The sequence below is a fragment of the Methanobacterium sp. genome, from assembly GCA_030017655.1.
GTDB lineage: Archaea > Methanobacteriota > Methanobacteria > Methanobacteriales > Methanobacteriaceae > Methanobacterium_D.
The window spans coordinates 18,342-41,661 of record JASEIM010000020.1 but is presented as its reverse complement, the minus strand read 5'-3'; the positions used below and the strand labels follow the sequence as shown (position 1 = coordinate 41,661).

At 33.1% G+C, this 23,320-nt stretch carries 25 protein-coding genes and 1 tRNA gene; 12 read left to right on the top strand and 14 right to left on the bottom strand.

Annotation, left to right across the window (positions count from 1 at the left end; all coding sequences use genetic code 11):
* A partial coding sequence (locus tag QMD61_09065) for a glycosyltransferase family 1 protein (GenBank protein ID MDI6724778.1) occupies positions 1 to 229 on the top strand: 229 nt, incomplete at its 5' end.
* Between the two features lie 21 nt (positions 230 to 250).
* Here QMD61_09065 and QMD61_09060 read toward each other — a convergent pair.
* Positions 251 to 610: a DUF5518 domain-containing protein gene (locus QMD61_09060; GenBank protein MDI6724777.1), complete on the bottom strand. Its 360-nt coding sequence runs from the start codon at positions 608 to 610 to the stop codon at positions 251 to 253.
* 45 nt (positions 611 to 655) lie between these two features.
* On the bottom strand, positions 656 to 1,945 hold the full coding sequence (locus QMD61_09055; protein MDI6724776.1) for an NAD(P)/FAD-dependent oxidoreductase: 1,290 nt from the start codon (positions 1,943 to 1,945) through the stop codon (positions 656 to 658).
* Between the two features lie 150 nt (positions 1,946 to 2,095).
* On the opposite strand from QMD61_09055, the gene QMD61_09050 reads away from it, so the two are divergent.
* Positions 2,096 to 2,332: a HypC/HybG/HupF family hydrogenase formation chaperone gene (locus tag QMD61_09050; GenBank protein MDI6724775.1), complete on the top strand. Its 237-nt coding sequence runs from the start codon at positions 2,096 to 2,098 to the stop codon at positions 2,330 to 2,332.
* 381 nt (positions 2,333 to 2,713) lie between these two features.
* The gene (locus QMD61_09045; protein MDI6724774.1) at positions 2,714 to 4,870 is read left to right on the top strand and encodes a histidine kinase dimerization/phosphoacceptor domain -containing protein; all 2,157 of its coding nucleotides are present in this window, start codon (positions 2,714 to 2,716) and stop codon (positions 4,868 to 4,870) included.
* Positions 4,871 to 5,082: 212 nt separating this feature from the next.
* Here the strand turns inward: QMD61_09045 and QMD61_09040 are convergent, their stop codons facing one another.
* Complete coding sequence (locus QMD61_09040) at positions 5,083 to 5,586, bottom strand: amino acid-binding protein (GenBank protein ID MDI6724773.1); 504 nt, start codon at positions 5,584 to 5,586, stop codon at positions 5,083 to 5,085.
* Between the two features lie 171 nt (positions 5,587 to 5,757).
* Between QMD61_09040 and trpE the strand changes: the two genes are divergently transcribed.
* Genes trpE through trpD form a run of 7 tightly spaced genes read left to right on the top strand, consistent with a single transcriptional unit; the run spans position 5,758 to position 12,194 of the window.
* Positions 5,758 to 7,140, top strand: coding sequence for an anthranilate synthase component I (gene trpE / locus QMD61_09035; protein MDI6724772.1), 1,383 nt, complete (start codon positions 5,758 to 5,760; stop codon positions 7,138 to 7,140).
* Between the two features lie 2 nt (positions 7,141 to 7,142).
* Positions 7,143 to 7,718: an aminodeoxychorismate/anthranilate synthase component II gene (locus QMD61_09030; protein MDI6724771.1), complete on the top strand. Its 576-nt coding sequence runs from the start codon at positions 7,143 to 7,145 to the stop codon at positions 7,716 to 7,718.
* Positions 7,715 to 8,518, top strand: coding sequence for an indole-3-glycerol phosphate synthase TrpC (trpC, locus tag QMD61_09025; GenBank protein MDI6724770.1), 804 nt, complete (start codon positions 7,715 to 7,717; stop codon positions 8,516 to 8,518). The genes QMD61_09030 and trpC overlap by 4 nt, the downstream gene beginning before the upstream one ends.
* Positions 8,508 to 9,158 (top strand): phosphoribosylanthranilate isomerase, encoded by a 651-nt coding sequence (locus QMD61_09020; protein MDI6724769.1) that lies wholly within the window; start codon positions 8,508 to 8,510, stop codon positions 9,156 to 9,158. The genes trpC and QMD61_09020 overlap by 11 nt, the downstream gene beginning before the upstream one ends.
* Positions 9,158 to 10,330 (top strand): tryptophan synthase subunit beta, encoded by a 1,173-nt coding sequence (gene trpB / locus QMD61_09015; GenBank protein ID MDI6724768.1) that lies wholly within the window; start codon positions 9,158 to 9,160, stop codon positions 10,328 to 10,330. Before QMD61_09020 ends, trpB begins: the two co-directional genes overlap by 1 nt.
* Positions 10,327 to 11,142 (top strand): tryptophan synthase subunit alpha, encoded by an 816-nt coding sequence (trpA, locus tag QMD61_09010; GenBank protein ID MDI6724767.1) that lies wholly within the window; start codon positions 10,327 to 10,329, stop codon positions 11,140 to 11,142. Before trpB ends, trpA begins: the two co-directional genes overlap by 4 nt.
* A gap of 5 nt (positions 11,143 to 11,147) precedes the next feature.
* Positions 11,148 to 12,194, top strand: a complete 1,047-nt coding sequence (gene trpD, locus QMD61_09005) for an anthranilate phosphoribosyltransferase (GenBank protein MDI6724766.1) — start codon at positions 11,148 to 11,150, stop codon at positions 12,192 to 12,194.
* A 217-nt stretch (positions 12,195 to 12,411) separates the two neighbouring features.
* Here the strand turns inward: trpD and QMD61_09000 are convergent.
* The 6 genes from QMD61_09000 to QMD61_08975 all read right to left on the bottom strand — a co-directional run bounded on the left by QMD61_09000 (position 12,412) and on the right by QMD61_08975 (position 18,019).
* Positions 12,412 to 12,486 (bottom strand) — tRNA-Ile (locus QMD61_09000).
* Positions 12,487 to 12,612: 126 nt separating this feature from the next.
* Positions 12,613 to 13,158, bottom strand: coding sequence for an AAA family ATPase (locus QMD61_08995; GenBank protein MDI6724765.1), 546 nt, complete (start codon positions 13,156 to 13,158; stop codon positions 12,613 to 12,615).
* A gap of 26 nt (positions 13,159 to 13,184) precedes the next feature.
* On the bottom strand, positions 13,185 to 13,478 hold the full coding sequence (locus QMD61_08990; GenBank protein ID MDI6724764.1) for an iron-sulfur cluster assembly protein: 294 nt from the start codon (positions 13,476 to 13,478) through the stop codon (positions 13,185 to 13,187).
* 261 nt (positions 13,479 to 13,739) lie between these two features.
* The gene (locus QMD61_08985) at positions 13,740 to 14,666 is read right to left on the bottom strand and encodes a DUF5591 domain-containing protein (GenBank protein ID MDI6724763.1); all 927 of its coding nucleotides are present in this window, start codon (positions 14,664 to 14,666) and stop codon (positions 13,740 to 13,742) included.
* Between the two features lie 13 nt (positions 14,667 to 14,679).
* Entirely contained in the window at positions 14,680 to 16,170 is a 1,491-nt protein-coding gene (locus QMD61_08980; protein ID MDI6724762.1) for a glutamate synthase-related protein, read from the bottom strand.
* 79 nt (positions 16,171 to 16,249) lie between these two features.
* Positions 16,250 to 18,019 (bottom strand): thiamine pyrophosphate-binding protein, encoded by a 1,770-nt coding sequence (locus tag QMD61_08975; protein MDI6724761.1) that lies wholly within the window; start codon positions 18,017 to 18,019, stop codon positions 16,250 to 16,252.
* A 284-nt stretch (positions 18,020 to 18,303) separates the two neighbouring features.
* On the opposite strand from QMD61_08975, the gene QMD61_08970 reads away from it, so the two are divergent.
* A complete protein-coding gene (locus QMD61_08970; protein MDI6724760.1) occupies positions 18,304 to 19,071 on the top strand; it encodes a hypothetical protein in 768 nt (255 codons plus the stop codon).
* A gap of 33 nt (positions 19,072 to 19,104) precedes the next feature.
* Positions 19,105 to 19,902 (top strand): UbiA family prenyltransferase, encoded by a 798-nt coding sequence (locus tag QMD61_08965; protein MDI6724759.1) that lies wholly within the window; start codon positions 19,105 to 19,107, stop codon positions 19,900 to 19,902.
* 61 nt (positions 19,903 to 19,963) lie between these two features.
* Here QMD61_08965 and QMD61_08960 read toward each other — a convergent pair whose 3' ends face one another.
* The 5 genes from QMD61_08960 to QMD61_08940 all read right to left on the bottom strand — a co-directional run bounded on the left by QMD61_08960 (position 19,964) and on the right by QMD61_08940 (position 23,296).
* The gene (locus QMD61_08960; protein ID MDI6724758.1) at positions 19,964 to 21,145 is read right to left on the bottom strand and encodes an NAD(P)/FAD-dependent oxidoreductase; all 1,182 of its coding nucleotides are present in this window, start codon (positions 21,143 to 21,145) and stop codon (positions 19,964 to 19,966) included.
* Positions 21,146 to 21,150: 5 nt separating this feature from the next.
* Entirely contained in the window at positions 21,151 to 21,318 is a 168-nt protein-coding gene (locus tag QMD61_08955; protein ID MDI6724757.1) for a 4Fe-4S binding protein, read from the bottom strand.
* 58 nt (positions 21,319 to 21,376) lie between these two features.
* Positions 21,377 to 22,267: a cation diffusion facilitator family transporter gene (locus QMD61_08950; GenBank protein ID MDI6724756.1), complete on the bottom strand. Its 891-nt coding sequence runs from the start codon at positions 22,265 to 22,267 to the stop codon at positions 21,377 to 21,379.
* 402 nt (positions 22,268 to 22,669) lie between these two features.
* Positions 22,670 to 22,840 carry a TIGR04165 family Cys-rich peptide gene (locus tag QMD61_08945; GenBank protein MDI6724755.1) on the bottom strand — a complete coding sequence of 57 codons (171 nt, stop codon included), beginning with the start codon at positions 22,838 to 22,840 and terminating at the stop codon, positions 22,670 to 22,672.
* A gap of 156 nt (positions 22,841 to 22,996) precedes the next feature.
* Positions 22,997 to 23,296 (bottom strand): PRC-barrel domain-containing protein, encoded by a 300-nt coding sequence (locus QMD61_08940; protein MDI6724754.1) that lies wholly within the window; start codon positions 23,294 to 23,296, stop codon positions 22,997 to 22,999.
* Positions 23,297 to 23,320: the final 24 nt, after the last annotated feature.

The following is a 23,320-nucleotide window of genomic DNA, read 5'->3' as shown; positions in this document are numbered from 1 at the left end:
ACCAATTATAACTCTTTTAAGGGTAAAATATGGCCGATATCACAACATGGGGGAAGTTTTTAAGGGTGCTATGGTTGAAAGTGATCTGGATAACTTAGATAAAACTGTAAATGAATTTTTAGAAAATTTAGATAAAACAAAAAATAGAGTTTCCAAATATAGGAAAGAAGTCCTTGAATCTGCCGATAAAATTGCAAAAATAATCGTTAATGAAGCAAATCAAAAATAAAAATTATTAATCGAATAAAATTTATTTTACAACCTTCTTTTTTATTAAAGAACCTAAAACTCCTGCAAATGCTCCTATAAATGTATAAATAACCAGTACTAACCCCAGATTTAACCATCTTGTAGTTAATGAAATTGTTTGAACTGAATAAAAGTTTGCTATAATCAATAGGATAATTAAAGCTATTATATAACCTGAAAAACCTATTATAGCCCCATGGATCGCCCCATCTTTAAGGCTGCCTTCAAGTAAATAACCGCCGAATAAAGCCCCTAAAACGAAACCCAGTATACCCATAGAACCTAAACCAAAAGTTAGGAATGTAAAATATAATAAAACAGCCACTGCAATACCAAAACCTATAGATTTGAAATTGAACATTTATTTATCACCTTTTAAAGTTTATTAATATTATACACGTATTAATCATTCAAATCTTGCAAAAAATCTCATTAATTTGTATATGGCATCTGTTGAAGGATGTACTTCTATAAAATCATCGAAATCATCAATTTTTTGCCCTTCCCTCAATAATTTAGATATATAAGCCATACTGGTACGTGATGAAGGCGAGATTGAAAAAATCTTATTTACGCCCCTGTCTTCGTTTACATTCATCTTTGTGAGGCCTGTCATGCCTTCAAGAACTCTCCAAAATGATCCTGGACCTGCTGAGCCCGGAATATATCCTTCCATACCTCCACCATTGATTTTGGAATCTATAAATGCCACATCATAATATAGATTAATTGCATAGGGAATAAGGCTGTAATCCATCTCTGAATAAATTTCGCACGCATTTCTAGCTGCTACTACTCCTTCTGCCCTTGAAATTGGTGTGTTTCCTATTTTTCTGGCAACATCTCCTGCTGCATATATGTTTTCACGGCTTGTCTGCATCCGATTATCAACAATTATATGGCCCTTTTCATTGGTATTAACAATATCTGAGGCAATTTCAGAATTGGGGATCATACCTGCAGCGAACAAAGTTTTACCTTCCATTTGTCCTTTTTCAGTTAAAATATGGTCTTCGTATATCGTTTCTGTCTGAATATTTTCATGGATAAATGCATCAGTTAAAAGATTTTTAACCAAATATGTTTTAATATCCATATCAAGCATTCCTAAAAATTGATTTCTACATAGAATATTAACTTTTACGCCCATAGTAGAAAATATATTGGCAAATTCAGCTGCAATGATCCCACTTCCTATTATATTTAACCCTTCAGGAAGTTCTGTTAAATTTAATATATCCTTGTAGGTAATGGCATTTTCAGCCCCCTCAATTTCAGGAATAAAAGGCCTGGCACCCGTAGCTATAATCAATTTATCATAATCATGCTCTTCGTCATTTACTGTGACTTTTTCATTTTGAAGCTCTGCATTACCACTTATTATTTCTGCTCCCGCTTCTTTAGTTTCAGATTCAAGAACATGACTGATTTTATCTACAGTATTTTTAACGCCGCTAATTACTTTATCAAAAGAGATTTCATGAGTATCATCAATTATTCCAAGATCTTTAAAGTTTTTTGCATCAATAATAAATTTTGAAACTTCATTTAATCCGCAAACAACCATACAACCCTCATTAAGGCAAGTGCCCCCAATTTTATTTCCTTCAATAAGTGTAACGTTTTCTCCAAGGCTTGATGCTTCAATGGCTGCAGTTCTACCGGCAGGTCCTCCCCCAATAATCACTATATCCATAAAATTTCCTCCATCGCATATTTTATATGGTAGAACTACATATTAAAATTATTAAAAATAGTTGAGTTTAGAAAAATTTAGCTTGAAATTAAAACTTTTTATTAAATAATCAAAATTTATTAATTAAAAACTATTTAAGAGGAGATCTCAATGTGTATCGCAGCCCCAGCACAAATAATAGAAATTAACGATAATGTAGCAGTTGTTGACTTTGGAGGAGTACGTCAAAACGCTAAACTGGATTTAGTGGAAGATGTTGAAGTAGGCAGATATGTACTGGTTCATTCAGGATATGCTATAGAAGTTTTAAGCGATCAAGAAGCCAAAGAATCACTGGAAGCATGGGAAGAACTTCTAAAAGCTTTGGATGAAGAAGACAACCAGTAATTTTTAATTTTAACTGAATTAAATATTGGATTTTATTTCAATTTTATTTAATCAATCTTCAATTATTTTTGTTAAAATAAACGCTATTTAGACTTTATTTCATTTTTGAATGTATATTGTTCAGATATTTATGAAAATTAAATTATTACATTAAACCTTCCCCTCCATAAAATCACGTTTTAAAATAAAAACATTTTAGGAAGTGATTATTGAACTAATATATTTTTAGAGAATTAAATAAATTATATCTAATATCAATTAATTTTCTAGATCCTGAATTTTCAAGAATTTGGTATTTACTATAAATACATCTTTTTAATTAAATATCATTAACTGATTAAATTATTATTAATAATAAAAATTTCTTATGGTTGATGATTTATGTATGTTTCGGAAGATAAGGATAAAATAAGAATTTTAAAGAATCTATTAATCTTCGTTACATTCATTTCCATCATTAAAACCCTAATAAATGTACCCAGCTCTATTGATTTAAATAAAATCATATTTATTATCATAAATTTACTTGTTTTAAGTATTTTACTGTATGTATCAAAGATATCTTCTAAATATGGAAAAAGAGCATTTATAGGATGGATTTTAATTACATTATCCTTATTGGTTACATTTTTGGGTAACATTATATGGATTGTTCTTCCAATTGGTTTCAATCAGCCTTCATCACCCTCCATTGCCGACATTTTTTATTTAGCTTATTATCCTTTGATTATAATGGGTATTCTTCATCTACCTGTTACTCAAACCCATGATATCAAAAAATATCATATTCTTATTGATACAGGGATTTTAATTGTGTCTTTTGCCCTGGTTCTATGGGTAGTTCTAATAAATCCCCTTCTTCAGATGCAAAACCCATTCAGCATAGTTATATCGTTATCTTATTTGTTTTTGGATATCTTTTTGTTATTTACACTCTTTTATTTATTTTTTAATTGGTTTGGACAGGTTAAAAAAACCCCATTATTATTGTTAATTATGAGCGCTTTAATTCTTGTCATTACCAATTTAATTTTTTTATATCAATTTTTATATGGAATATATAATTCTGGCGGACTTTTAGATGCAGGATGGTCAACTTCATATATTTTAACCGCCCTCGCCGGTATTTATTATATCAACGATGAAAAAATCAGATATATATCATCTTTTCCATACAAATTATCCCCTAAAATTAATTTAAGTTCATATTTACCATTATTATGGCTCTTTTTTATATATCTATTATTATTCTGGATTTATCTTTATCCTGAAGGATCCAATACCAATGTATTGCTCGGAGGAGCAGTGATTATAATAACACTGGTATTTATTCGCCAGATTATCGCTCTGGAGGATAGTAACAGGACTCAGAAGTTATTACAGGCTAATCAGGATATACTGGAAAAACGAGAAAAACATCTGAGCCTTATAACTAATAACATGATGGATTTAATTACCCAAAGTGATATAAACGGTGTTTATCAGTATTTAAGTCCTTCGTCTAAAAAAATTTTAGGATATGATTCAAAAAGCCTGTTAGGGAAAAATGTTTTGGATTTTGTTCATCCTGATGATCTTGAAACATTCAAATCATTTTTTAAGAATGCAAAGTACTACACATATCCTAATGAAATAGAATATCGTTTTAAAAAGGATACCGAAACTTATGTTTGGCTTGAAACTGTAGGTACTCCAATATTCAATCATGAAAATGAGCACATGGGATTTGTATGTGGTACAAGAGATATAGATTATCGTAAACATGCAGAAGAACAAATCAAAGCTTCACTTGAAGAAAAAAAGGTTTTATTAAAAGAAATTCATCACAGAGTTAAAAACAACATGCAGGTAATTTCCAGTCTTTTAAGTCTTCAGTCCAGATATATTAAAGATGATAACTACAGGGACATTTTCAAGGAAAGTCAGGATAGAGTAAGATCTATGGCCATGATTCATGAAAATCTATACAGATCCGAGAATCTGGCAAGAATTAACATTGAAAAATACATTCAGAAACTGGTATCGGGGCTTTTTAACTCATATGGAATAAAATCAGGGCTGATAATATCGAAGATAAATGTAGAGAGTGTGATGCTGGATATTGATTCTGCAATTCCCTGCGGCCTCATATTAAATGAACTTGTGACCAATTCTTTAAAACATGCATTCCCTGCGAACGTTGTTCGCAAGTTTGAAGATAAAAACCAGGGAAATGAAGTTTTTCCCGACTCCAAAAACAAAGATTTTGAGGGATCTTCAATTCCAGTGAACATAGTTCACGGACAAACAGATTTAAAATTTAACAGTCCAGAAGATTATGGAGAGATTAGCATTGAAATGTTACAGGAAGGGAATTCGCTCAAAATGATAGTTGGAGATAATGGTATTGGTTTTCCTGAAAACATTGACTTTAAAAATACAGAATCATTAGGATTGCAGCTTGTAAATACCCTTGTAAAACAGCTGAATGGATCTATAGAACTTGAAAACGGTAATGGTACAAAATTTATAATAAAATTTGAAAAAACAGGAAAATAAAAAAATAGAAAACTATTTAGAAAAATTTAGGCTTCAGCATTTCTGTTTAATACAAATGTAAGTCCAGAAACTCCTATGAAGCTGAATATCAGTATCAATAAGATTAATATTGTTGTATCCATCATTTGCACCTTGTTTTTAATAATTAATTTAATTGAATAATTTAAAACTTTTTAAAAATATATTTTCAATACTTATAAACTTAATTATTGCTAATATATAGAAACCCTTATCACTCCTTCAATCTCCAGAAATTTATTTATCAAATTTCCATCCATTGGCTTTTCTGTTATAATAGTAAGACGGGGGTTTTCTTCAAATTCAGGATCACCTGCATGAACCTGCCTAATGCTTATATTTTCCTTTGATATTAAATCTGTAGCTTTGGCAATTATTCCTGGATTTTCAGCTTCAGCCTCGATCTCTACAACACCAAATCCCAGATCTTTTGCTACATTTTTAACGAGTGGCCCTGCGGGGATTATATTTGAAAATATCTTTGCAAGCTGTTCATCAGATAGAATCACATCTACTGTAGTTTTAATGCTTCTCCTATCAACATTTGCTGCTCTTGCAATTGCTAAATCACTTATTTCAATATCACCACAATATATTTTGCCATTTTCACCAACACACAATCCATATTCTACTATTTTCCTTGCTACGTTCATACGTGCCGGAAATTTTTCAAATTTATGTTTTATTTTCTCCCACATACCGATCTCCTGTTTTATAATGTACATATCTGTGCTTAATATCCCTTTATAGTTCTTTCTATTTTAAGATTTCGGTTTAAAGTACAAATATGTACTATAAAGCTTTAAATAGTACTTTACAGAATACTACTTATTGTGATAAATTCAATTATGGTGACAATATGAAAGGCAGTGAATGTTTTTGGCAATATTAAATTAAAAAAACCTCAGAGTATTGAAATTGACTTCGATTCTCCTTTTGAATTATTTAAAAATATTTATCGAAACTCAGAAAGTGCATTTCTCCTTGAATCAATGGAAAGTGACAGCGGACTTTCAAGACTTTCGGTTTTAGGTTTTAAACCCGTTGCAATATTAAAAGCTAAAGATAATGTTTTAATTATGGAAAAAGAGGGGATGAAAGAAGAAATTGAAACAGAAAATCCTTTTGATGAAATAAAGAAACTGACATCTGAAAGTTTCGAAAAAAAAGGGTTTGTAGGGGGTCTTGTAGGCTACATATCCTATGAAGCAGCAAGATATTTTGAAAATATAAAGACAAATGATTCTTTCTACCCTGAATTTGAATTTGGTTTATTCTTAGACTCCATAATTTTCGATAGATTACAGAATAAATGCGAATATGTTACACTTGGCGAAAACAGAATAGATGAAATAAACCAGATGGCAAAAAAAAGTCATAAAATTGGTAATATTGATTTCAAATTCAAAAAACAACAGCATTCAAAGGAAGAATTTGAAAATATGGTGAAACTTGCTAAAGAGAAAATAAAAGCAGGTGAAATATTCCAGAGTGTGATTTCCAATGCCCGTGAATACGAAATAAAAGGGGATAAACTTTCAATTTATAAAAATCTTCGTAAAATGAACCCTTCACCTTACATGTATCATCTAAAACTTGGAAAAACTGAAATAATCGGTTCAAGTCCAGAGATGCTTGTAAGGGTTGAAGGAAGAAACGTTGAAACATTTCCAATTGCAGGAACAAGAAAACGCGGTAAAAACATTGAAGATGATAAAAAATTAGAAAATGAATTATTAAATGACGAAAAAGAGCTTGCAGAACATCTAATGCTTGTTGATCTTGCAAGAAATGATGTAGGGAAAGTAAGTGAATTTGATTCTGTAATCATCCCCGAATATATGGCTGTAAAAAAGTTTTCGCATGTACAGCACATAGTTTCTCACGTTATAGGAAAATTAAGAGAGGATATGACTGCGGTAGATGCATTTGGATCTATTTTCCCTGCAGGAACTTTAAGCGGTGCCCCCAAGATAAGGGCAATGGAAATAATTAATGAACTTGAAGGAATTTCAAGAGGACCTTATGGTGGTGCTTTAGGTTATTTCTCTCTGAATGGAAATGCTGATTTTGCAATTGTTATAAGGACTTTAATATGTAAAGGATATAGAGCCAAATTACAGGCAGGAGCAGGAATCGTATATGATTCTATACCTGAAAATGAGTATTTTGAATGTGAAAATAAGGCACAGGCACTTGTAAAAGCCCTTGAACTTGCAAGTGGTAAGAATATTTCAAGTTTGGAGGACTAAAAATGATACTTATACTTGATAATTATGATTCCTTCACCTATAACTTATATCAGCTAATAGGGGAACTTGAAAAGGACATTATGGTTAAAAGAAATGATGAAATCAGTGTTGAAGAAATAAGGCAAATTAATCCAGATCAAATAATCATTTCTCCAGGTCCTGGAAATCCATTAAACAAAAGAGATTTTGGGATTTGCATGGACGTGATAAAAGAATTTAATGGTATAATTCCTATTTTAGGAGTATGTTTAGGGCATCAGGGAATTTTTGCAGCGTTTGGAGGTAAAATTACAAGAGCTAAGCCAATTCACGGTAAATTGAGCAAAATTCACCATACAGATGATGGAATCTTTAAAGGGGTTGAAAATTCCATGGAAGCTACAAGATATCATTCACTTATCTGTGATAAAGAGAGCATTCCGGAATGTATAGAAATCACTGCAAAAACAGATGATGGGACTATTATGGGAATAAAACATGTTGATAGTCCTGTTTTCGGCCTGCAATTTCATCCAGAGTCCATAGGGACTGCTCAAGGTGTTCAAATAATTAAAAACTTCCTGGAAGTGGGTTCATGATCAGTTTTTCACAAATAATCACCGAAAGGAAGAAAATACTTAAAAGAGAAATGAAATATCGGCCTTTAAGCGAATTAAAAGAAAATATCAGGGTTACGAAGATAAGGGCAAATTTTAAAAAGGCAATTATTAATGAAAAAGATATTTCCATAATCTGTGAGTACAAACCAGCATCACCATCTAAAGGTGATATTTCCAATCTAATGGTTGAAGATGTGGTTCATTTATATGAAAAAGGAGGAGCAAGTGCAGTTTCTGTATTAACCGAAGAAATGTTCTTTAAAAGCAGTGTTAAAAATCTGCGAATTGCATCTAAAACCACCAAGTTACCTGTCCTTAGAAAGGATTTTATTATTGATGAATACCAGATTTATGAAGCCCGTTCCTGTGGAGCAAGTGCAGTGCTCCTGATGGCAGATTTATATAAAGATCTGAGATTTGGAATTGATTTATGCCATTATTTTGAAATGGATGCTCTTGTGGAGTGTAAAAACAGAGAAGAAATAGAAATAGCCAAAAAAGCAGGGGCAAATATAATCGGAATAAATAACCGGAACTTCAATGATTTCAGTATTGACTTTAAAAGAACAGAAAAGCTAGCAAAACATGTACCTGAAGATATAATTCTTGTATCAGAAAGCGGAGTGCAAAATGGACAAGATATTAAACTTCTTGGAAGCTATGGTGCTGATGCAGTTTTAATCGGTTCCAGCATAATGGAATCAGTTGATATATCTAAAAAAGTAGAAGAACTGGTTAAAGCAGGAAAAAACATAAAGGTTGAAGAAAATGAAGGCTAAAATCTGTGGAATTACAAGATCTGGAGATTTAAAATCTTCAGAAAAACTTAATCCTGACTTTATAGGGTTTATCAATATTAAACGATCCATGAGATTCGTTGATACCCTGAAAATAAATGAACTGAAAAATTCCATGAAAGATACGGATAAAGCCGTGCTGGTAATGGAACCAGATAGTGCTGAAGAAGTCATTAAAAAGGTAGAAAAATGTGATATCAAAAATGTGCAGTTACATTCATTATCCCCTGAAGAAATTTCTGAAATAAATGGAATTAACATCATTAGAGCAATTGGAATTGCTGAAAATATTGATGAAGTTAAAATTGAAGAAATAGAGCAGTTTTCTAAGGTCTGTGATTATTTATTGTTTGATTCCATGATTTCTGGAAAAAGTGGCGGAACTGGAAAACAAATTCCGCTCCAAACAGCAATTAAAGGGGCCGAAGTTGCAAAAATGAGTAATCCTGATATCAAATTGTTTCTTGCAGGTGGAATGAACATAGAAAGGATTGAAAAAGAAGGAAAAATAATTAAAGAGAATTTTGATTATGTTGATGTAAATTCAGGCATTGAAGATTGTCCTGGAATTAAAAATTCACTTAAATTTAAAGAATTTATGAAAAAATGCAAGGTGATCTGATGATTTTAGATGGGAAATTCGGTAAATACGGGGGGGTTTTTGTACCAGAACTCCTGATTCCTGCCCTTGAAGAACTGGAAAGGGCATTTTTAAAATTCAAAGATGATAAAAAATTCAATGAAGAACTTGAATATTATTTAAGAGAGTTTGCAGGGAGACCAACACCCCTCTATCATGCACGTAATCTATCAGAAAAATTAGGATGTAAAATTTATCTGAAACGTGAGGATTTACTCCATACAGGAGCTCATAAAATAAATAACACCCTCGGACAGGGGCTTCTTGCGAAGTATATGGGTAAAACAAGATTAATAGCAGAAACCGGGGCAGGACAACATGGAATTGCAACTGCAGTAATTGGATCACTTCTCCAAATCCCAACTGAAGTTTATATGGGCAGTGAAGATGTAGAAAGGCAAAAATTAAATGTCTTCAGAATGGAACTATCCGGGGCAAAAGTTATACCCGTCGAAAACGGCTCAAAAACATTGAAAGACGCGATCAATGACGCATTTAGAGACTGGGTTTCAAGTGCAGATACAACCCATTATCTTATTGGATCTACAATGGGTCCTCATCCCTATCCCATGATGGTAAAACACTTCCAGAAAGTTATTGGTAAAGAAACTAAAGCAGACATCCTTGAAAAAGAGGGAAAACTTCCAGATGCAGTAATAGCATGCGTCGGTGGTGGAAGTAATTCCATGGGGATATTTTCCGAATTTATAGATGATAAAGAAGTAAATCTTATTGGCGCTGAAGGTGGAGGCGAAGGATTAGATGGCAAACACGGTGCAACAATCAGTGCAGGTACTGAAGGGATTTTACATGGATCTCTCTCCTTTGTTCTCCAAAATGATCATGGACAAATAGCTGAAGCTCATTCAATATCTGCTGGTCTTGATTATCCTGGTGTAGGGCCAGAGCATGCATTTTTAAGTAGTGAAGGGCGTGCAGAATATTATCCTGTAACAAATGAGGAAGCCCTTAGAGGTTTTAAGCTTCTTTCAGAATATGAAGGGATTCTACCTGCACTGGAAAGCTCTCATGCAGTCGGAATGGCCGAAAAGTATGCAAGGAAAAACAAAGGAAAAACCATTGTCATAAATCTCTCAGGTAGGGGAGATAAAGACGTTGATATACTTGCAAAGCTTATGGGGGTAAATTTATGAATATTGAAACCTATGAAGATGTATTTAATAGATTAAAAGCCAGGAAAGAAGGTGCATTAATTCCTTTTATAGTTGCAGGTGATCCAGACTTTGAAACATCTATTAAAATTGTTAAAACATTTGTTGAAAATGGTGCTGATGCCCTTGAAATAGGTTTTCCCTTCAGTGATCCAGTCGCAGATGGACCCACAGTCCAATTAGCAGATATAAGGGCTCTTAATTCTGGTATGACTACTAAAAGAGGGTTTGAATTTATAAGAAGTGTTCGGAAATTTACAGATATACCCATTGGAATTTTGACGTACTACAATTTAATTTACAAAATGGGTCTTGATGAATTTTATAAAACTGCAAAAGAAAGTGGAGCTAATGCCATCCTTGCAGCTGATTTGCCTCCTGAAGAAGCAAAAGATGCTCTTGAAGTGGCAGAAAAGCATGGTGTTCAGCAGATTTTCATGGCTGCCCAGACAACAAGCAATGAGAGACTTCAAGAAATATTAGAAATGTGTTCTGGCTTCCTTTATGTTGTTGCAGTTATGGGGATTACCGGGGCACGGGATGAGCTTAAAATCAGTACTGTTGAACTTATAGAACGTATAAAAGCGCATAGTGAGATTCCAATAGCTGTTGGTTTTGGTATTTCCAGACCTGAACACGTGAGGGAGGTTATCACTGCTGGTGCAGATGGTGCAATTGTTGCCAGCGCTATATTAAATATTATCACTGAAAATCTTAATAATAAAGAGAAAGTGCTTCAAAAAATTGGTAAATTTTGCAAAGAGCTAAAAGAGGCAACGAAAGTTAATTTGTGATTTTTATGATGGACAACTATTTAAAAAAAGTAGTATCTGGTCTTAATTTAGATGAAAATGAAGCTTATGACTGTATGATGCAGATAATAAGTGGAAATTTAAGTGATTCCAAGATATCTGCTTTTTTAACCGCCCTTTCAATAAAAGGAGAAACAGTAGATGAAATAACAGGCTTTGTAAAAGCTATGCGTGAAATCTGTGTGCCTGTTTCTCCAAATATAAATGCTCCACTTGTTGATACATGCGGAACAGGAGGTGATAATTTAAAAACATTTAATATAAGTACTATTTCCGCAATAATAGCTGCTTCATGCGGTGTTGTAATAGCAAAGCATGGTAACAGGAGTATAACAAGTAAATGCGGTGGTGCAGATATACTCGAAGCTCTGGGGGTTAAAATTGATGCAGATGCCAGGGAAGTGGAAAGATGTATGGAAAAAAGCAATATAGGGTTCATGTTTGCCCCTAATTTCCATCCTGCAATGAAAAATGTAATGCATGTTAGAAAAGAACTTGGAATTAGAACTGTTTTTAATATTTTAGGGCCTTTAACATCTCCTGCAAATGCAGATATCCAACTTCTTGGGGTCTTTGATCCCCAGTATGTTGAAGTAATGGCTAATGTGCTTAAAAACCTTGGAGTGAAGAAGGCGCTGGTTGTTCATGGATTTGATGAAGAAGGAAATCCTGCAATGGATGAAATTTCTACCATCGGGAAAACAAAGATGGCGATACTTTATAATGATAAAATAGAAGTAAAAGAAATATATCCTGAAGATTTTGGTATAAAAAGGCCAGATAGAGAATTAATTAAAGCATCTTCAAGTCTGTATGAGAATAAAGAAATTGTGCTTGGGGTTTTAAAGGGTAATGAAGAAAGTGAAATGGATATAGCAAGACTTGATTTATGCCTTGTAAATGCAGGGGCTATTCTTTTTATTGCTGGTGCTGCAAAAGACTTTAAGCATGGATTTAAAATAGCACGAAACGCTGTTAAATCAGGTAAAACTCTTGAAAAACTAAATGAATTTATAAAATCAAGTAATGACTAAATATTGTCAAAATGAGCACTGATTGGTTGTTTTAAAAAAAATATAATAAAATGAGGTAATTAATTACCACATTGCTCCAGATTATTATATGTATTTTTTTTAGATATAAATTTTTTTGTAACCATTTTTCATTTTTTTAATTAAATTATTATTTAGGTATTCTTAAAAATTAAATTATCAGAAGATTAACATTGATACTCGAAATAAAAAAAATCAATGGGCCCGCTGGGATTCGAACCCAGGGCCTCACGGTTATCAGCCGTGCGCTCTAACCAAGCTGAGCCACGGGCCCCCATTGAATTAGTAATATGATAATATATATTCAGGATTTTTAACAATCCATAAACCTACAAAAAGGTAGTTTCAAGATTTAAACTTCATCATATATAATCTTTACTGATAATATCCATTTTGGATTTCATTTGCTTAAAATATTTCTCATCTGTAATAAACAATCCTCAAAATTGTCATTTTTTAATACTGCCAAATTACATCCAAAAATCACAGAACAAATAGCCATGGTAATTCTTAAAAACCATTTATGTTCTTTTAAAGTTACTGTAGTGTCTTCTATCCGTTCTTTATGATCTTTATGTCTTCTAAAGAATATTTTATCCTCTGATGCTTCAATAACCATGATAATATCCGGATAAATGATCTCAACAGGTAATGAAAGGATGTAACCAATTTTAGATTGATCCACACCATGTAAATCAATAATAACCTGATTTAAACCTTTTATTATTAAAGCAGCAGTCTTCCAGATTTCATATTGTTCTTCAATAGGAAGACTGAACATTTCTTGGTCTGTAGATGCAAGATCTCTGCTTCTTGCTATTTCAAGCATGAGATCTCCATAATTAACGTAATTATATTCTAATTCTTTGCTAATTTTTCTACAGAGTGATGTTTTACCAACTCCAGGAACGCCGGTTACAACAACAACGTTCCATGGATGTTTCATTTAACTACACCATTAAATAAAGAATTTTATTTATTTACCATTTCACAGATAGCGTCAGCCATCATGTGACCTTCGACAATTATTTCAGCTTTATCTATTTCATCAACCTTTTCAGCAGCTACCTTAACGTTCATTGCTATGTTTGCTGCACTCATACATCCAGGATTGGTTGGTCTAATTGTGATTTTGGCAACAGTTTGTTCATTTTCTTCTATTTCAATATTTTGAAGAATTCCCATTTCAACTATGCTTATACCCATGTGAGGGTCAGGTACTGTTGCCACTGCATCTCTTACTTTTTCTATTAATTCATCTGCCATAATATCTCCTCTAATAAATTAAATTTTTATTTTATTCTACTAAATAAGTATTTTATGTTAATTCTAACCCCTAAAGCTTAAATAAATCTTTTTAAAGCCAATATCATTTAAAAATAGGGGTATTTTAATTGTCTTTATTTATGATATTTAAAGTTATTTATATCTTTGCAAATTACACTCGAAAGTTCATAGAACTTTCGGTGTTTGTGAAACTGAGTTTCACAACCGGAAAAAACTTTGTTTTTTCCATGCCCCAAAAAATCATGATTTTTGAGGGTTTTGTTTTTTTCGGTGCCTGATTTTTACTGCAATACCTTTGCTGGCTCTTTTCATCTCATTTCCACTTAATACAGCCTTCCCAACAGCAGCAACTTCATTATCTTTTAAAATTACCACTTCATCATTTGGAATTATATCATTATGGGCATCTTCAACTCCAGGAGAAAACAGGGTGTTTGTTTTAAGTTCAAAGCCAATTTCTACCCATTTAACTCCAATATCCTTTAATATGTCTCCTCCCTTTAAATTCAGAGAATAAAATCCATTATTAAAGTGTAAAGTGGCTATTTGTTTTCCATCCCTGATTATTCTTCTATCAAATCTTCCAATGATTTTTACATCATCCGGTATTAGTGCATCTGCTTTTTTAGTGTTAAATTGATATCTAGCAATTGATCTGAGCATGTGCAGTGTTTTAGTCCTTCCCCTAATTCTCGGATGCTTTTTTACTTCCATTTTAAGATTTTTTATGGATTCTGGAGATGTTGTTTTGCCTCCGGATGTATAAATAGCATCATCAAGATATTCTTCACATACTTGCCTGTATCCTCCCTCTACATGTGCTATTACCTCTTTTTCACCAACATAATTTCTTAAACATTCTCCCACAACTTTAATTTCTTCATGAGACCATTCTCCTGTTGTGGATGTGTCATAAGATTGTATTGGATATGTTTTTTCCAGCTCACGAGGGCAGATACCAAATGGAGATGTTAATATGACTTCCTGGATGCCTTTTGTATATTTCTGGAAAATCATATGGGATCTTGAGGAAGAATAGGGTTTTCTCATGCTGCACGGTAAAATAACCAGTGCATCACCCATAGGTTCAAGGAGGTTCATTCTATCCCGCCACCTTACTGCTTCAGGTCTGAATAATGATTCTTCTGTTATACATTGAACTTTCATAAATAATTCTCCTTCAATTAATATATTCGCCGTTAACCCATTTAACCCCTATAATCTTTGATAAATCCTTATCCAATGAAACTAAATCGTCCTTATTTAACATATTAACATCATTTTTCCCAACAATACGGGTTAAATTAGTTATTTCCTGTGTTGAAACTTTAACAAAATTTTTAAGTCTTTTGGCTCCTGCACCAATATCTAACTGCTCCATCAGGTGTGGATTCTGTGTTGCAATTCCAGTAGGGCATTTTCCAGTGTAACAAATTCTGTATTGTTCACATCCAATAGCTATAAGGGCTGCAGTTCCTATGTAAACTGCATCTGCACCTAATGCAAGACATTTAGCAAAATCTGCAGAATCAAGGAGTTTTCCACTTGCAATTAGAGAAATTCTGTCTTTAACTTCCAATTCATTTAATAACTTAAAAGCCCTGGGTAGTGCTGCAGTGATGGGGATGCCCACATTCTCCTTCACATAAAGATCTGTTGCCCCTGTACCTCCTCCAAAACCATCAAGGGCTATAAAATCTACTTTTGAATCAACTAAAATATTAATATCATTTTCTACATTGCCACAGCCAATTTTAGCACCTACAGGCGCTCCTCCTGTAATTTTTTGAAGTTCATCTACCTTCTCTTTGATTTCCTGTGGATCTTTCATATCAAAGTGATTGGATGGAGAATATGCAGATTCACCCTCTTTTAAGCCTCTCATCCGGGCAATTTCGGCGGTTATTTTATCTGCAGGTAAATAACTTCCTTTACCAGGGTATGCTCCCTGACCAAACCGTATCTCCACTGCAGGGGCTGATTTAAGTATTTCTTCAGTAATACCAAATCTTCCTGTGGAATACTGAATAATCATCTGTTTTCTAGCTATTTCAACTTCTTCTGGAAGTATACCCCCTTCACCAGAATTAAAGGCGATATTAAGATCAGCAGCCGCCCTGGCAATAATAAGCTTTACGTTTTTAGAAACTGCTCCAAAGCTCATTCCAGAGATCATAATTGGTGAAGATAACTTTAACGGCCTTTTAGCTTTTATTCCCAGTATTATTTCAGCTTTTACTTCTTCATCCATATTTAAAGGAATCTTATCAACCTGGGCCGGAATAAAATGAAGATCATTTAAGGAGAATGGCAGCTTTTTAAGAGAACCCATTGAAGATACGATGCTTCTACCTGTTGCAGCTATTTCCTTTATGTTTACTATATTTTTATAGGATGAATCGTCTTCTTCAGACTTTTTTTTACGCATAGAGATTTTATATCTGCCTAATTGATCTTTATCGCAGAAATAGAATCCATTTAATCCATATTCATAATAAATAGGGCATGTGTTACAGATGCATCCTTCTGGATGGATATCGCAGTTGCTTTTACCCGTTGCACAGTAGAGAATATCTCCACTGCAATTATGTGGGTAACTCGGGCAGTAGGGACATGCGCATTTCTTTCTATTTTCTGGAGAGTCTTTAATTTTTTCTCTTTTATCTGCCATGATCTAATTTCATTACAAAGTAGTATAAATAATAGTATATTTAGGAGAGTAATCCTTTGATTTAGTATTTCTAAATGTTTTACTGTATAAATCTTCGATGATCTGTATTTATATCCACAATAATTGGCCCTTTTGCTTTTAATGCCCTGTCCACAGCACCAGGTAGTTCATCTGAAGTATCTACTCTTATTCCTTCACCTCCGCAATTTTGACCATATTTTGCAAAATCAAATTCATGTAACTTGGTTTCGTAATTGGGATAATCCTCCATTAACTGTTCCATCCTTATCATTCCCAGTTCACCGTTATTGAATATAAAAACCTTTATTGGCAGCTCATATTTTACTGCGGTCATGAAATCGCCCATGATCATTGCAAACCCCCCATCTCCAGCAGTGCATATTACCTGCCTTTCAGGGTAAATTAATTGTGCTGTGAGTGCCGCTGGAAGTGAAAATGCCATTGTACCTAAATAGCCAGAAAATATCATTTCCTGCGTATTTTTCATCCAGAAATTTCTTCCAAAAAACCAGCCATTATCCCCCACATCCAGTGTTATTATTGCATCATCGGACACCTTTTCATTTAAAAGTTTCACAATATACTGGGGTCTTAATGGAGTTATGCTTGAATCTGCTTCTTTTTCCAGTATGTCGATCCATTCCTGTTTTAATCTTCTTATTTCATCCAGATATGATTCTTTTCTGTTTTCTTTAATTAAATCTTTAAGCTGGGGAACAATTACTGTAGAATTTCCAAATAGACCAACATCCACCGGGAATCTTTTGGCTATCATCATTGGATTTATATCTATCTGCACCATTCTCTTCTTCTCAGGAATCCGGGCTTGATTTGAGAATGAGCATCCAATTACAATTAAAAGATCTGAATTTTGAACCAGTTTTGTTGCAGCGGTTGATCCAATTCCTCCGTGACTGCCTACATAAAGTTCATGATATTCGTCTATTACTCCCTTTCCCCGGAATGTTGTCACAATTGGTGCTGAAATCTTTTCCGCCAGTTCAATTATATTATCTCCCTGGCCTTTAGCGCCAAATCCTATAATTATTACTGGCCTTTCAGCTTTATTGATGACATTAGCAGCTTTTTTTATCATAATTTCCGGTTGTGATATTGATTTATTGGGAAAACTTCCCTCAAAGGGCATTATTTCTGCACCGTCATATGCTCTACTTTGAAGATCTAATGGAATGCCAAGATGGGAAACTCCTCCATCAATCAAAGCATGTTTAATTGCTAATGTTGTAAGTGGAACTGTTTGCTCTACCGACATCAAAGTTTTATCAAATACAGATACTGGTTTAAAAAAAGAATACTGATCAATTTCTTGAAATGATCCCGGCCCAATTATCTGTCTTTTAACCATTCCAGTCAGGGCTAAAACAGGAGAATGATCCAGAGATGCATCATATAATCCTGTTGCTAAATTAGTTGCACCCGGACCTGCAATGGTTAGACATGCTGCAACATGTCCTGTAAGTTTACCGTGAGCCGAGGCCATGATTGCTGCTGATTCTTCATGCCTTACCTGTATGTATTTTATTTTGTCATTTTTTCTTATAGATTCTATGATTCCTAAAACAGATGATCCAGGCATTCCAAAAACATATTTTACACCCCATTCCACCATCTGATCCACCAGTACATCAGATACTGTCACTTCTACCTTTTTTTCAATTTTCTCTCCTTTTTCTTTTAAGGGAACAAACAAGTCTTTAGATACATTACATATAGGACATTTCCAGTCATCAGATAAATCTTCAAATTTAATGCCCTCTGTTTCTTCATCAAAAATGTAATTACAAACCACACACCTATATTTTGCCATTTTAAAGCCTCACATTTTTAAAGATAATTATGATTTTAAAAAGTAATAAAATATTCTAAAATAATCATATTTAGTGTGTTAAAATGTATAATTTAATAGAGAGAATAAATAAACTTAAACTTGATAAAAATCATACAAATCAGCTTTAACATCCAAAAATTCAATCCAGATTATTTTAAAATATGATAAATTAAAAATTTTGATAAATAGATGGAAATAAAGCTTTATTAATCATAAATAATTGAATCACTAATTTTATACTTTAAAAATTAATATATTAAATTATGAAAAAATACAAGGTAAGTTCTATTGAGGATAATACGCATTTCCTTATTACCCGTTCTTACAGAGAACTATATAAAACATTTAAAGGTTTAAAAACCAGGAAAGGGAAGATCATCCATGTAATTGGAGCCCCAGGAACTGGTAAATCAGCTAATATTTACTATGCATTAGAAAATGCAGATTTAGATGTTTATGATATTAACTTTGACTTAAAAGATGTTAATGCAAGCTCCAGACAGGTATTCGACGCTCTTTTTGAAACTGTTGCTGAAGATCTAAATGTTAAAAGTAAAGAAGAAATCTATGAGAAACTTTCAAAATATGATGCAGTTCTTATTGCAGATAATTTTCATGATTCACATTTTTTCGGAGAAAAACCAGTGGGATTCAGTAAATGGACAGATAAAAAAGGTTTTAAAACATTTTATTTTTATCTACTTTGCATACGTGAATATTTAAAACATAGAAAAGAGTTTAAAAAGATAAATATCATCTTTCAGACTGCCTGGAGAGTTTATATAAGAGGAGAAAAATATGATATATTCTCTGACTTTGGTCCATTTTCAACATTCATTAAAATTATCCTGAAAATATTCTTTCAGGGAGTTGAAATATCCTATTCACAGATGGAAACCATAAATATAGTTAAAATGCACATTGAAAATGCTGACGAAGTGATAATTAAAAAATATATACAAAAATACGGGCTTAAGCCAAGATTTATATGTAACGCCCTGGAAAATGAGTTAGGACTACTGGAACAATGAATAAAGTACGACGTCGATAATGAGGAAAAATAAATGATAAAAACCCTTATTAAATCCACAAGAATCACCTGGGCATCAAAAAATGTTAATGCTTATCTTCTTGCGCTAACCTATGCTTATTTTGCAGGAACTGTTATTAATAATCCCTTCGAAATATTAGAGGGCCTAATATTAGTTTCGGTACTCTGGGGTGCATTATACAGCCTGAATGACCTTACAGATTTAGAGATTGACAGAAAAGACCATGCTAAAAGAAACAGAGCATTTATAAAAAATAATGTAGATGGTAAATGGATAGTACTTTTTGCCGGATTTCTGATTGTCTCAGTTTTTATTGTTTCATTATACACTTTAAAGCCGGCTTTTACTATAATTTTAGGATTAATGCTTTTAAATCAGCTTTTATACACCTTACCCCCTATAAGGCTTAAAGATACTTTAATTGCTCCTTTTGCAAGTACAGCCACAAATACTGTGCTTAGAATTGCTTCATGCTGTGTATTACTGGGCAACATATTTCTGGTACCTTTAAGCGTATACCTTTTCATGTATATTGGAGGTATGTGTACGTATTTGATGTATAAATCCAAAACAGTCCCTGCAAGTATTTTAGCAGGCGTTGCAGGTCTTCTTTTAGTTTATATACTTATTAACGGCCAGATGAACCTTATTCAATTTTTAGTTGCCGTTCTTCCCGCAGGTTTAGCCGCAATCCCCCTTTATTTATCTCTCTTTACAGAAAAAGATAGAATGACATCCCTTGCAGATGTGGCATATCATCAGGTAGCCATGATATTTTTCTTCCTATGCATTCTGATAATTATTTTTTAAAATCAAATCTAAATAATATTAAAAAATAGAGTGAATACAAATATAAAAAAAGTAAATAAAATTAGAATAATTTACCTAATTTTAAAAGGGCCTTAGGAGAAACTTTTGTAAGAACTTTTAGAAGTTCTGTGGTGCTTATCCTTTCGAATTCAGTTTTATTAAATGCTTCTGCAATTGAATCCAGTTCATCATCAGAAAGGCTTTCAAGATAGTCCCTTGCCTTCATATATTTATTGAATGAAGATCCAAGCTCGTTCTGGCAGCGTTCATCGTATTCTGAAAGTCTTTTTTCGGATGTATCTCCATCTTTAATGGCTGCTGCAGCAATTTCACCTGCAATAAGTCCTCCCTGCATACCACTTATTATTCCGCCTCCAGTTAAGGGATTTACCATTCCTGCAGCATCCCCAACCACCAAAAGATTATCAGTTGATATTTTTTTAAGGATTCCACCTACTGGATCTCCACCTATGTTTAACTCAACTGCTGTAGCATTTTTAGTTGTAGGGCAGTTCTCGGCAAATTCAACCAGGTGTTCGTAGGCGCTTTTTTCGGTTAATGTTGATATAACTGCAAGTCCAACATTAGCAATATCATTTCCTTTGGGGAATACCCATGCGTATCCTCCAGGGGCAACGCTTCCAAAATAGAATTCCAATGCGTTTGGGTTTTCCATTTCAACACCTACCATTTCAAATTGAGCGCCGGATTCCATATCTTTGGGTTTAACCGTGGTTCTAAGACCTCCCCACCTTCCAACTCTGGACTCTGGCCCATCTGCACCTATTACAATTTTTGCCTTGATTTGGATTTCCTCTCCCATGCGTTCTGCTTTCACAATGATGTGGTCGTCTTTTCTTTCTAAACCTCTGGCAAGGGTTTTAACCATTATATCTGCACCAGCTCTTGCAGCGTCCATTGCCATAAACTTATCAAAAACCTTTCTTTCCACGACATATCCCATTTCTGGCAGCTTTACAGTGTCCTGGGTCAGCCATACATCCTTTCCACCGGGTGATACGAGGCGTACCCCATCAATTTCTGAAGTTATCCATCTACTGCTGGGTTCTATTCCTAATTGTATTAATCCGTCCTTGGACACACCTTCTGCACATCTTTTAGGTGCCCCTATTTCAGATTTCTTTTCAATCATCAATACCTTAGCACCGTTTAGTGCAGCGTGTTTTGCAGCGGATGAACCTGCAGGACCTGCTCCAATTACAAGAATATCAGTTTCAATCATATAATCTACTCCTCTTTTTCCAGTGCCTTCACAGGGCACGATTTTATGCATATCTGGCAATCTTTACAGTTATCTTCATCAAATTCCAGGTTTATTTCGCGGACTTCAATCAATCCTCTCGGACATACGCCTGCACATTCACCGCAGTACATACACCATTCTTTAACTATCATTCTTATTTCACCTTTTAAGAGTTTAAAGTCATTTTTTATTATTAATTAAAGTAAATGTCTAAATTTTAGAATTATATCTTTTAGTATTTATAGATTCCAGATGCACAACAACATCCCCTATATTGGGAATTGTTTTTTTGAGTTCATCTTCCACATCATGAGCCACATCATGGGCTTTATCTATAGAAAGAGAGGATTCAACTCCTATGTGCAAATCAACGTAAATACAAGATGGACTGCCCCTTGTTCTTATCTTATGTACTTCACAAACACCATTAACTCTCTTTGCGATATTCTTAATTGTTCCTTCGTCTATTAATGCTTTATCCAGTAAAACATCTGAACTATCTATCATTATTTTTATTCCGGTTCTTGCTATTAAAAGCGCGATTAAAATAGCAATTATAGGGTCTGCTATAATATATCCTGACTGAATCGCGATAAATCCTAAAATAACCGCAATGGATGCATATATATCACTTCTTGTATGCATGGAATCTGAAATTAGTATATTGCTACCTAATTCTTTCCCTTTATTATATTCATACCATGAAACACCCATATTTATTATTATAGTAATTCCAATAACTGCAAAACTTAACAAACTGATCTCTGGTGTTGTTGGGTTCAAAAATCTCTCTATTGCAGAGCGGATTATTTCAAAGCATGTTAAAAATAATAATATTGCAATTCCAACCGATGCAAATGTCTCAAATTTAGCATGGCCATATGGATATTTAAGATTAGGAGGTCTAGCCGCTATTGTGATTCCAATAATTCCTATGATATTTGAAGTACTATCAAATAATGAATGAATTCCATCTGTAATGATGCTTAATGAGTTTGTAGCCAGTCCATAGGCTCCTTTAGTTATTGCGACCAGGATATTTAGTATTAGTATCAGTAACAGAATTCTTTTTACGTTCCCGTAATAATTTTCCTTATTCATTGTCCCTCCTAAAATTTCACTGGCTATCTTTATTATCTTAATATTAAAAAATAAATATTTTATATTTTACTTTAAAAAATAATCTTAATTAATCTATAAAATGCAAATAAGGATTCATATAATAATTCTATTTAATATAACTTATCTCAGGATTTATTAATCTTTGTGAACGTATTGTATTTTAAAAATCGGTCTTCAAACCTGAAAGGATTATATGGCCCTCAAATTTATTTTTATGTAAATTTCAAGACATGCATTTCAAGTGTAAATTTTTGTGAAACAATTCACAGATATCCTTTTAAAATAGTTTTAATTGAATCTAAAGTCAAATGAAGTTGAAAATAAATAAAATTTTTGTTCTTTTATAATAACTTAGAAGTAGAGAAAATAGGGATTAAATCCCTATTTTTCTTCTTTTTTTGATTTAGGAGATTTAAAAACATATCCACATTCAGAGCAAATTACGGCTCCTGTTTTTGCATGAGCATGATGTTCTGTATCCAGGTCTCTTTTAACTGTTTTATCTACACAACCACATATCGGGCATTTTTTACTTAAATCGCCTATTTTCATGAGTTATCTCTCCAATTAAGTGTGTTATTATTTAAATACCAGTTAATATTTATCTTTTTTCTTTAGTATCTATTAAAATTTATAATATTCAAAAAAAATTATCCCAAAAAATAGAAAATAAAGTAAATAAATCAATTAGAGAGCTTTTAATCTTAATTATTCTCTCATAAATTGTTTACCTTTAAGTAATACTTTGTCCCCGATAGTTTTAACCATATCCATAGGCACTATCCTTTTTTCACCAAGACCTACCTTGGCTGAAACTCCGCCTTCGCGAAGAATGATAGATTCTACTTTATTAGTTTGAGTATCCCATTCAACGTCTTTTACTTCTCCAATTTTATCTCCTGAATCATCTATGACATCTTTTCCCTTTAATTCATCTACTATTTTAATTTTATCACCCCCTATAATGCCCCCATAAATTAAATAGTTAATTAAAACTAAATGTTCCAATTATGGGGAATTGAAAGCCATTTA

Excerpts from the sequence above, each read along its gene's own strand:
- QMD61_08990 (MDI6724764.1), bottom strand. The coding sequence starts at position 13,478 with ATGGCAGATGAATTAATAGAAAAAGTAAGAGATGCAGTGGCAACAGTA.
- QMD61_08985 (MDI6724763.1), bottom strand. The coding sequence starts at position 14,666 with ATGAAAGTTCAATGTATAACAGAAGAATCATTATTCAGACCTGAAGCA.
- QMD61_08970 (MDI6724760.1), top strand. The coding sequence starts at position 18,304 with ATGAAAAAATACAAGGTAAGTTCTATTGAGGATAATACGCATTTCCTT.
- QMD61_09020 (MDI6724769.1), top strand. The coding sequence starts at position 8,508 with ATGAAGGCTAAAATCTGTGGAATTACAAGATCTGGAGATTTAAAATCT.
- QMD61_09055 (MDI6724776.1), bottom strand. The coding sequence starts at position 1,945 with ATGGATATAGTGATTATTGGGGGAGGACCTGCCGGTAGAACTGCAGCC.
- QMD61_09030 (MDI6724771.1), top strand. The coding sequence starts at position 7,143 with ATGATACTTATACTTGATAATTATGATTCCTTCACCTATAACTTATAT.
- QMD61_09040 (MDI6724773.1), bottom strand. The coding sequence starts at position 5,586 with ATGTGGGAGAAAATAAAACATAAATTTGAAAAATTTCCGGCACGTATG.
- QMD61_09045 (MDI6724774.1), top strand. The coding sequence starts at position 2,714 with ATGTATGTTTCGGAAGATAAGGATAAAATAAGAATTTTAAAGAATCTA.
- QMD61_08995 (MDI6724765.1), bottom strand. The coding sequence starts at position 13,158 with ATGAAACATCCATGGAACGTTGTTGTTGTAACCGGCGTTCCTGGAGTT.
- QMD61_09060 (MDI6724777.1), bottom strand. The coding sequence starts at position 610 with ATGTTCAATTTCAAATCTATAGGTTTTGGTATTGCAGTGGCTGTTTTA.
- trpA (MDI6724767.1), top strand. The coding sequence starts at position 10,327 with ATGAATATTGAAACCTATGAAGATGTATTTAATAGATTAAAAGCCAGG.
- QMD61_08950 (MDI6724756.1), bottom strand. The coding sequence starts at position 22,267 with ATGAATAAGGAAAATTATTACGGGAACGTAAAAAGAATTCTGTTACTG.
- QMD61_08960 (MDI6724758.1), bottom strand. The coding sequence starts at position 21,145 with ATGATTGAAACTGATATTCTTGTAATTGGAGCAGGTCCTGCAGGTTCA.
- trpD (MDI6724766.1), top strand. The coding sequence starts at position 11,148 with ATGATGGACAACTATTTAAAAAAAGTAGTATCTGGTCTTAATTTAGAT.
- QMD61_08965 (MDI6724759.1), top strand. The coding sequence starts at position 19,105 with ATGATAAAAACCCTTATTAAATCCACAAGAATCACCTGGGCATCAAAA.
- QMD61_08955 (MDI6724757.1), bottom strand. The coding sequence starts at position 21,318 with ATGATAGTTAAAGAATGGTGTATGTACTGCGGTGAATGTGCAGGCGTA.
- trpB (MDI6724768.1), top strand. The coding sequence starts at position 9,158 with ATGATTTTAGATGGGAAATTCGGTAAATACGGGGGGGTTTTTGTACCA.
- QMD61_08980 (MDI6724762.1), bottom strand. The coding sequence starts at position 16,170 with ATGGCAGATAAAAGAGAAAAAATTAAAGACTCTCCAGAAAATAGAAAG.
- QMD61_08975 (MDI6724761.1), bottom strand. The coding sequence starts at position 18,019 with ATGGCAAAATATAGGTGTGTGGTTTGTAATTACATTTTTGATGAAGAA.
- QMD61_09050 (MDI6724775.1), top strand. The coding sequence starts at position 2,096 with ATGTGTATCGCAGCCCCAGCACAAATAATAGAAATTAACGATAATGTA.
- trpC (MDI6724770.1), top strand. The coding sequence starts at position 7,715 with ATGATCAGTTTTTCACAAATAATCACCGAAAGGAAGAAAATACTTAAA.
- QMD61_08945 (MDI6724755.1), bottom strand. The coding sequence starts at position 22,840 with ATGAAAATAGGCGATTTAAGTAAAAAATGCCCGATATGTGGTTGTGTA.